This is a genomic window from Ochrovirga pacifica (assembly GCF_000220525.1).
In the GTDB taxonomy this organism is placed as follows: domain Bacteria; phylum Bacteroidota; class Bacteroidia; order Flavobacteriales; family Flavobacteriaceae; genus Ochrovirga; species Ochrovirga pacifica.
Window position 1 is genome coordinate 22,227 of sequence record NZ_AFPK01000037.1, and the last position, 8,863, is coordinate 31,089.

The window sequence follows — 8,863 nt, forward strand, 5'->3', positions numbered from 1 at the left end:
ATTGTAATTTTTAAATAGCTTTACAGACTAAAATTCTTCATACATCAATAAAAAATATATGTGTACCGTAACTTTTGTTCCTACTCAAAACGGATTTGTATTTGCATCTAACAGAGACGAGCAGCCCAATAGGCCAACCTTGGCTCCAGATTTTTACTTACATAACACAAAGGTTCTTTTGTACCCTAAAGATACAGTTGCAGGGGGAACATGGTTGGGGCTGTCTTCTAAGCAACGGTTGGTTTGTTTGTTAAATGGTGGAGATGTGTATCACAACCCAAGAGTGAAATTTCCTAAAAGTCGTGGTGAGGTCGTTCGCCAAGCTTTGTTACAGACAGATATTAATCAGGCTTTGTCTGGTTTAGCACTAAACCAAGTAGCTCCTTTTACTTTGGTGGTTGTTGATTGGAACTTGGAGCTTAGCTTAAAAGAATGGATTTGGGAAAAAGGTGTGTTGACCGAGAGAAGATTAGATGAAACCCAGTCAAAAATCTGGTCATCGTCTACATTGTATACATCTGAAGAAAAAGAATTAAGAAAACAGTGGTTGCAAAATATAAATTTTTCTAAACATCAAGAGGTGTTTGGAAACCTTCTAAACTTTCATCAAAATGAAACTTTAGGAACGACTTCCATAGCTCCTAAAATGAAAAGAGATATGGTGCAGACAGTAAGTACTAGTATAATTCAGAAAAACGAAAAGGGTTTACAGTTTGATTATTATGATTATGCAAATGGCAAACAGAAACGTTTAGCCAATGTTTTTGAACCTCAAAACAAGTAATATGGCTGATGGAATTATAGTCATACTAGCGTACCCTGATACCGTGGTAAGACCTGCGTATGCCGAGTTGTCTAGCAAAATTTGGCCTTTGCTAGGGGTAGGAAGTAAACATGCTGTACAAGCGGGACACGCTGCCTTGTTGCTAATTGCCTTAGATACAGGAAACGTAGATTATTACGATTTTGGAAGATACATAACTAGCAATGGATATGGTAGAGTAAGGTCTAAAGAAACGGATGTGGAATTGCATATTCCTATAAAAGCTGTAATTAAAAATAAAAGTGTTGTTAATTTAGATGATTTGCTGCTGTGGTTAGATTGTTCACCTGAAAAAACACATGGAGAAGGAAGGTTGATCGCAGGGCAGCATAAGGAGGTTGATTATAGCAAGGCACAGAAAATTATTGCACAAATGCAAGCAAAAGATCAATTACCTTACGGGGCATTTGTAAAAAAAGGTAGTAATTGTGCTCGTTTTGTTACCGATGTTTTAACCCAAGCGACTAAAGATAAAAAAACTCAAAAAAAACTTAGAAAATCGCAATGGTTTACACCTAGTCCCATTGCCAATGTCATTAATGGAACCAATACAGGAGACTTGTATCATGTGCATAATCAACAAGTACGTAGTTATCAAAATCGGTCTATTGTAAAAGAACATTTGGCTTGTTTTTTAAATAAGTTTGATAATGATTTACAATTGTTAGGAACCGAATTGCCTAATCTTGCCCTGTTTCAACCTGAGCATGCTACTTGGCTAGGGGGCATTGGTAGCGGTGCATGGTTTCAGTTAGTTGTAGAAAATGAAATGTATTTGGTAAGGCGATTTTCAGTTTCTGGAACCTTAGAATTTCAAGGTGTTTTTGTGCCTAAGACTCAGGGATTTGCTATAACTAGTACTTTTTCTTTTGTGTATCCAACACACTGTGCTAAGGCAACATTGTATCAAAATGGAAAAAACTTTGTCTTTATAAGAAAGGAAGATTAGTTTAAAATAGATTCCGTTTGTAATTGAAAAGTAGGAATTTTTACAGAGAAAATGCTGTTTTTTTCTAAATCTAGCATGGTATAATATCCTTTCATACAGCCGCAATTAGAGCTTAGAATACATCCAGATTTATAAGCGTGTTTTTGTCCAGGTTTTAAAACAGGTTGTTGTCCAATAACACCGTCACCTTGTACAATTTCAGGCTGATTTAAGGAATCGTAAATTTCCCAATACCTAGACAAAAGTTGAACGGTAGTAAGAGATAAGTTTTCTATGGTGATGAAATAATCGAATACAAAATGCTTTTGTTTTAGGTGTTGTTTCACCCCACAAAAATGAGTTTCAACCGATACTTGTATTCCTTGTGTAATGGCTTTTGTCATTAGTAAAGCAGTTTTTGTTAAAGATACTTAAGAAATAAAAAGAAAGCAATTAATTTTCTAGGTGTTCTTTACTATTGGCCAAACCATATCCAATAATCTGATAATATATATTATTTACGGGTTTGTAGTATACCAAGCATTCGTACTTATTTTCGGTTTCAAAATAGGAACCGCTAATCCATTTTTTGTTGATGGATTTTCCGTCTTTGGTAACAAAGTCGTAGTTGTAAAATCCTTGTTTTAAAGCAATAGTACAGCTTAAGTAATTGCTATTGGGCTCGGGAGTTAAACAATTTTCTTGATGAAGTTGGTAATTGTTAAAATTCCCATAAACATAAATTTTTTGATGTGCATAGTCTTCGTCTTTTTTTAGATAAAAATGAACTTTGCTGTATTCTGCTTCGGTACCTGTGTTGCTAGAGAAAAAGTTGCGTATAACAAAATTTCCGTTAATGTCAGGGTTGTAAGTATAGGTGGTATTGGCTCTTTTACTTCTTGGGGCAAGATATGTATGAAACCAATCTTTTTCTCGCTGACTTTTTATAATAAATCGAGTGTTTCGTAAAATTTCATTATTGTCAAAATGTAAAAACTCATTACCTGCATAAAACTCCATTGCCTCGGTGGGTCTGTAGGTATAGATGTTTCCCTGTATAAAAGTAGGATGTAGCCATGGGGTTCTAAGGTGAAGATCCCCATTTTGATAAATATAAACGTGCAGTTCTTGGTCAGGAAAAGCAACGCTTACGTTTTGTGTGTTGATAGTTAGTGACAACGCTTGTTTTTGATTAAGGTTGGTTAAATCTCGACTTTCAGAAATACGCATTCCTACAGCAATATCCGTTTGGTACAACACTAATTTTCTTTGGCAAACTACTTCTTCATCTTCGTTTATTATTTGCAGTAGATAATTTCCTGTTTTGGTAATTTTAGTATTGTCATTAGGCAAGGTAAATTGGTAGTGTGTGTAGTTTTGTAAGGTTCCAAAAGAGTTTTCAAAATCGTTGATTTGCATATTGGTAAAACCATCAACATAATAAGAACTTGGAAGATTAGAGGGGGTCCAGTCTATTTCACAATGGATAATGTTGTAGTAATATTCTTCTTGATTTCCTCGTAAATCATCAAAACTAACTTCTAGGTTAGAGGATAATAAGTGCGTGTTTTTGCTAAATTGATCTTGCTGTGCTTTTATTTGAAACGTTTTAATATACAAAGCATCTGCTGTTTGTGCATAAAAAGACGGAATGCAAAAACAAAATAATAAGAAACGAAAAAAGGTCATATTGTTTTAATTGCAAAGATAAAGCCAAGATAAGAAAAGGACTTTAAAAGGAAATAGATTCTTTACTAGAAAGCTAAAGATGCCTAAGGCTTTTGTGTTTGTTGTTTTGTAATTTGCTTGTGTCAAGAAAAAGAGATAACTAATTACAAATCATGAGTTTTATAGAAGTTTGTTTTGAAAAACAATACAATTTTTATCTATATTAATCATAATTTGACATATAAAGCATCTAAAAACTGAAATATTCTCAAAATCCTTTTTCTTTGTTAAAATATGACTGAAAACTAATTTTTTCTATGACTAAAAAACAAAAAAATGCTTTTTTATATGCCTTAATCGTTGCCTTAGGGTCTTTTGTGTTTGGGTTAGATGCAGTATTGATTTCTGGAGGATTTAAATTCATTACGCAAGAGTTTAATTTAACAGCATCGCAGGTAGGGTTGATTGGTTCTGGGCCAGGGATTGGTGTGTTGATTGCTTTGCCGTTAACAGCATTTTCTAGTAACAAAATAGGGAGGAAACTAACCTTGCAGATTATTGCTGTTTTTTACATCGTATCGGCTGTGGGTTCTGCATTGTCAACATCTTTTATGTCCTTATTTTGGTTCCGACTTCTAGGAGGTTTAGCCTTTAGTTCGGTAACATTAGCTTCTATGTACATAGGAGAAATTGCCCCAGTAGAACAAAGAGGAAAATTAGTATCTACATTACAAATTAATATGGGAATTGGTTTTACTGCAGCTTATTTAATCAATTATTGGATTTTGCAACAAATGGGGTCGAATGCAGCTTGGGTACAAGATTTAAACCTAGTAAAAACAGGATGGAGATGGATGTTGGGTATAGAAACCATTCCAGCAGTATTGTGGTTTGTATTGTTGATTTTAATTCCTAAAAGTCCTGCTTGGCTGGTGTACAAAGGCCGTGTAGATGATGCAAAAAAATCACTGGCAACAGTCTATCTAGAAAGTGAAGTAGAAGTGCAGGTAGATCAGATGGTAGAGGGAGTAGAGAAATCAGACAGTAGTAAATCAGCAGCAAGTCAGCTAAAAGAAATTTTTAGTAAAAGGATGCGAATTGTATTGATTCTTGCGTTTACCTTAGCTGTTGTTCAGCAGTTTACTGGGATGAATGCAGTAATGATTTATGCCCCAACAATGTTCGAACAATTAGGACTGGGAACTGATGCTGCTTTTTCAAGTACTATCTGGATTGGTGTCATAGGATTGCTATCTACTTTACTGTCTTTATCTTTGATAGATAAGTTAGGAAGAAGACCTTTGGTTATTGGTGGGTTGTCTGTTATTATACTAAGTGTTTCTATAGTTTCTTATGGATTTAAACAAGCTTCTTACAAGGTTACCGAACAAGCTATAGAGCGTATGAAAGAAGTGCCCAATAGAAGCAATCTAAGTGTTCTTATAGGAGAGGAGTTTACTAGTGATATAGAGTTTAAAAATACACTGTCAAAAATTTTAGGAGTCCAGTCTGCTAGAGACAATGCGGGGGTTATTTTTAAAGAAACCGCTACCATGAACTCGATGTTAATTCTAATCAGTATTTTGGTTTTTATTGCAGCCTTTAACTTTTCTATAGGGCCTATTATGTGGGTGTTACTTTCAGAGATTTTTCCCATTTCAAACAGAGGGGTTGCAATTCCGTTATTTGCTTTACTATCTAGTACAGTAAGTGCTTTGGTGCAGTATTTATTTCCTTTAGAAATGGAATATTTTGGAGCAGCAACAACCTTTATTATCTATGCAGGAATTGTGCTGGTGGGACTTGCTATTTTGATAAAATACTTGGTAGAAACTAAAGGACTTTCTTTAGAAGAAATACAACAGAAATTAACGATTAAATAAAGTCAAAAAATAATGAAAAAATGGTATCGCATTTTAACAGTTGTAAGTGTAGTTTTTGTGCTGATGGCAAGTGGGGCATGCACCCATACCACACAAAACAAAGCTTCTGAAAGTAAAACACAATCACACGTAAAAGAAACACTTCCAAAATCAAAGTTTTATCCTTATTCAGACCCAGAGAATGAAGGAGGTTGGGTGCTTAATGAAACGTTGAGTGATGAGTTTTCAGGAACGGAAATAGACACCAGTAAGTGGTTTGTACAAGGTTTAAATGACAACTATTATATCTGGAAAGGACGTGCACCTTCTCAGTTTGTACCTCACAACGTAATTGTAGAAGATGATAAATTAAAACTAAGAACTCAGTGGGAACCAGATTATTCTTTTGTTGATGAGTTTTATGGAGACGGAAACATGGGAGCTTCTAAATATGGTGTGTATAAGGATGGAACAAAAATGCCAGTAACAACAGCAGGAATTTTAACACATAAGAGGTTTTTGTATGGTTATATGGAAGTGAAGTCAAAAGTTGGAAACGCAGCCATTACAGGTGCTTTTTGGGCTATAGGACACGAGCAAGAGCTAGATGTATATGAATTGATGGGGAACCCAAAAAATAAAGGAAATATTAGAGAGGATTCTTATTTAGCAACGGCTCATGATTGGAGTCCGCCAGCACAAAGACCTACCAAAATTTTTAATCATGTTGAAAATTTATCGTTTAGAACCGCAGATGATTTTCATGTATACGGAGCAGAATGGGGGGTAGATTATTTAAAACTATATATAGATGGTAAGATGATTCGTCATTTTACGCAAGATCAGTTAGGGACCGCTTTTGTTTTAAATAATCCGATGGAAATCTGGTTAGATTCTGAAATTTTTTATTGGTTAGGCTTGCCGCACAAAGAAGAACTTCCTGTTGATTTTGAAATTGAATACATGAGACTGTGGCAAAAGCCATCTAATAATTTGCTGGCAGCTGATGGAGCTTTTTATGGTTTTGAAGGCCCGTATCTTTTTGAAGAAAATGGTAGGCCGTTAGATTTGTTGCCAGAAAGTTCAGTGCCTAACAATTACCAACAGTTTTGGAACGTAGAAAAAGGATCAGAAAAATATTTGTCTATTGCCTACGGAGAATACCATAAGGGGGTAAATAGTTTAAGGTTTTCGGGTTATAGTAAAACGGAAAAATTGGAAGTGCCAAAAGCGGTAATTTCAGCTCCGAAAGGCTCTCTAAAGTTAGAAGAGGGCAACTATAAATTGTCTGCAAAAATTTGGTTAGATCAGGGGGGTGTGACAGATAAAGTTCACGTTATTCTAAAGGATCCAGAAACGCAAGTTGTTCTAAAAGACTTGAGAAATATGCCAAGACGTAAATGGATTACAGTAACAGCAGAATTTTCTAGAGCAACAGCTTCAGGAGCAAAAGATGCAATGGCTATACAAATTAGAAAAGAAGACCTGCCAAAAACACGAGCGGCTAAATTTTTTATGGACGACATAGTTATTGAGAAAGTAAAATAGTTTTAAAAAATAATCAAGATATAGAGTATAATGAACACACCAAAAAAACACGCAAGAGCAATCACAAATACGGTAGATAGTCCGTATGTAAAGTTAAAAAGCATCGATTTTGGAGATTGTAGATGGAAAGATGGATTTTGGGCAGATAAAGAAAATGCAGCAGCACAAATTATGTTGCCTTATATGGGAGATGTATTGTGTGGTGATATAGGTCATGGTCTTAACAATTTTAAAATTGCAGCAGGAGAAAAAGAAGGAGAGCATAAAGGTTTTTACTGGCATGATGGAGACTTTTACAAGTATATGGAAGCTTGCATGTATATTTATTCTTTAACTAAGGATGAGAAACTACTTAAAAAACTAGACGAGTACATAGAGTGGATTGGCAAAGCGCAAGAAGAAGATGGATATATTCATACGCACATACAAATTACCGAAGGAGCAGAACGTTTTTCTAACAGAAAGTATCACGAAATGTACAACTATGGCCATCTATTTATTGCGGCTAGTGTACATTATCGTTTAACAGGACAAACCAATTTTTTAGACATTGCAATAAAGCAAGCAGATTTGTTATGTGTTTATTTTATGCCAGATACAAAACATTACCAGCGTTTTGGTTTCAATCAAACGCAAATTATGGGTTTGGTAGAGTTGTATAGAACGGTAAAAAAAGAAAAGTATTTAAAACTGGCAGAAAAGTTTATCAACCGAAGAGGAACTTATAAAATTGAGCACGATTCAACCACAGAAGGATACCCTATTGGAGATATGGTTCAGGAGCGTACTCCATTAAGAGATGCAAAAGAAGCAGTAGGACATGCTGTATTGGCATTGTATTATTATGCTGGTGCTGCCGATGTGTATGCGGAAACTGGAGAAAAAGAGTTGATGGAAGCTTTAGATAGGTTATGGGAGAATGTAACAGGTAAGAAAATGTATGTGACTGGGGCAGTGGGACAAGCCCATTACGGAGCTTCTACGAGTTTAGATATGATTGAAGAAGGGTTTATTGATGCGTACATGATGCCTAACATGACTGCTTATAACGAAACCTGTGCAAACTTATGTAATGCGATGTTCAGTAATAGAATGATGGGGCTAAAAGAAGAGTCTCGTTATGCAGATATTATAGAGTTGGTGTTGTTTAACAGTGGATTGTCTGGGATTAGCATAGATGGAAAAGAATATTTTTATTCCAACCCATTGCGTATGGTAAACAACTCAAGAAATTATGATGCTCATGCAGATGTAACAGAAAGCCCCGTAAGACAACCGTACTTAGAGTGTTTTTGCTGTCCTCCTAATTTGGTAAGAACCATATGTAAAAGTTCTGGATGGGCATATACCTTGTCAGAGAATGGGGTAGCTGTAGTGCTTTTTGGTGGAAATACCCTAGATACAGAGTTGCTAGATGGTTCTGCAATTAAATTGACACAAGACACAGATTATCCTTGGAAAGGAATCGTAAAAATTACGGTAGATGAATGCAAGGCAGAGGCTTTTGATATGAAAGTAAGAATTCCTAAATGGGCACAAGGAAGTACTTTAAAAGTAAATGGAAAAGAGGTGGATGTTGAAGTGATTCCAGGGACTTTTGCTGTTGTAAATCGTGAATGGAAGTCTGGAGACGTTTTGGTGTTAGATATGCCTATGGACATCAAGCTGATTGAAGGACATAATAGAATAGAAGAGGTAAGAAATCAATTGGCTGTAAAAAGAGGGCCTGTTGTGTATTGTATAGAAACCCCTGATTTGCCAGAAGGAGTATCTATTCTAGATGTGTATATCAAAGCTGATGCTGAGTTAGTGGCAGAATACAAACCTGATTTTTTAGGTGGAGTAACGGTTATCAACACAGAGTTGAAGATTAGAGAAGATAAAAAAGAGGAAATGTACCAAACAATAACCAAACCAGTACTAAAATCTTATCAAACACAATTGGTGCCTTATTTTGCTTGGAGCAATAGAGGTCAGGCAGAAATGACGGTGTTTATGCCTGTAATTTGGAGTTAATAGTTGGTAATAGAAATC

Annotated in this window: 7 protein-coding genes; 5 read left to right on the top strand and 2 right to left on the bottom strand. The window is 35.4% G+C overall.

Going from position 1 to position 8,863, the window contains the following annotated elements:
• The first annotated feature begins 58 nt into the window (after positions 1–58).
• A complete protein-coding gene (locus FS85_RS15310) occupies positions 59–784 on the top strand; it encodes an NRDE family protein (protein ID WP_010135567.1) in 726 nt (241 codons plus the stop codon).
• Between the two features lies 1 nt (position 785).
• The gene (locus FS85_RS0107675) at positions 786–1,772 is read left to right on the top strand and encodes a DUF6695 family protein (protein WP_029489339.1); all 987 of its coding nucleotides are present in this window, start codon (positions 786–788) and stop codon (positions 1,770–1,772) included.
• On the opposite strand, the gene apaG is transcribed toward FS85_RS0107675, so the two are convergent.
• Positions 1,769–2,155 (bottom strand): Co2+/Mg2+ efflux protein ApaG, encoded by a 387-nt coding sequence (gene apaG / locus FS85_RS0107680; protein ID WP_010135569.1) that lies wholly within the window; start codon positions 2,153–2,155, stop codon positions 1,769–1,771. The two genes, FS85_RS0107675 and apaG, sit on opposite strands and share 4 nt — an antisense overlap.
• A 49-nt stretch (positions 2,156–2,204) precedes the next feature.
• Complete coding sequence (locus FS85_RS15315) at positions 2,205–3,440, bottom strand: type IX secretion system plug protein (RefSeq protein ID WP_010135570.1); 1,236 nt, start codon at positions 3,438–3,440, stop codon at positions 2,205–2,207.
• A gap of 296 nt (positions 3,441–3,736) precedes the next feature.
• Here FS85_RS15315 and FS85_RS0107690 point away from each other — a divergent pair, with 296 nt between their 5' ends.
• Genes FS85_RS0107690 through FS85_RS0107700 form a run of 3 tightly spaced genes read left to right on the top strand, consistent with a single transcriptional unit; the run spans position 3,737 to position 8,845 of the window.
• The gene (locus FS85_RS0107690; RefSeq protein ID WP_010135572.1) at positions 3,737–5,302 is read left to right on the top strand and encodes an MFS transporter; all 1,566 of its coding nucleotides are present in this window, start codon (positions 3,737–3,739) and stop codon (positions 5,300–5,302) included.
• Positions 5,303–5,314: 12 nt separating this feature from the next.
• Positions 5,315–6,829 (top strand): family 16 glycosylhydrolase, encoded by a 1,515-nt coding sequence (locus FS85_RS0107695; RefSeq protein ID WP_010135573.1) that lies wholly within the window; start codon positions 5,315–5,317, stop codon positions 6,827–6,829.
• 30 nt (positions 6,830–6,859) lie between these two features.
• Complete coding sequence (locus tag FS85_RS0107700; protein ID WP_010135574.1) at positions 6,860–8,845, top strand: glycoside hydrolase family 127 protein; 1,986 nt, start codon at positions 6,860–6,862, stop codon at positions 8,843–8,845.
• Positions 8,846–8,863: the final 18 nt, after the last annotated feature.

Coding starts and splice junctions, on each gene's coding strand:
- FS85_RS15315 (WP_010135570.1), bottom strand. CDS start 3,440: ATGACCTTTTTTCGTTTCTTATTATTTTGTTTTTGCATTCCGTCTTTT.
- FS85_RS15310 (WP_010135567.1), top strand. CDS start 59: ATGTGTACCGTAACTTTTGTTCCTACTCAAAACGGATTTGTATTTGCA.
- FS85_RS0107690 (WP_010135572.1), top strand. CDS start 3,737: ATGACTAAAAAACAAAAAAATGCTTTTTTATATGCCTTAATCGTTGCC.
- apaG (WP_010135569.1), bottom strand. CDS start 2,155: ATGACAAAAGCCATTACACAAGGAATACAAGTATCGGTTGAAACTCAT.
- FS85_RS0107700 (WP_010135574.1), top strand. CDS start 6,860: ATGAACACACCAAAAAAACACGCAAGAGCAATCACAAATACGGTAGAT.
- FS85_RS0107675 (WP_029489339.1), top strand. CDS start 786: ATGGCTGATGGAATTATAGTCATACTAGCGTACCCTGATACCGTGGTA.
- FS85_RS0107695 (WP_010135573.1), top strand. CDS start 5,315: ATGAAAAAATGGTATCGCATTTTAACAGTTGTAAGTGTAGTTTTTGTG.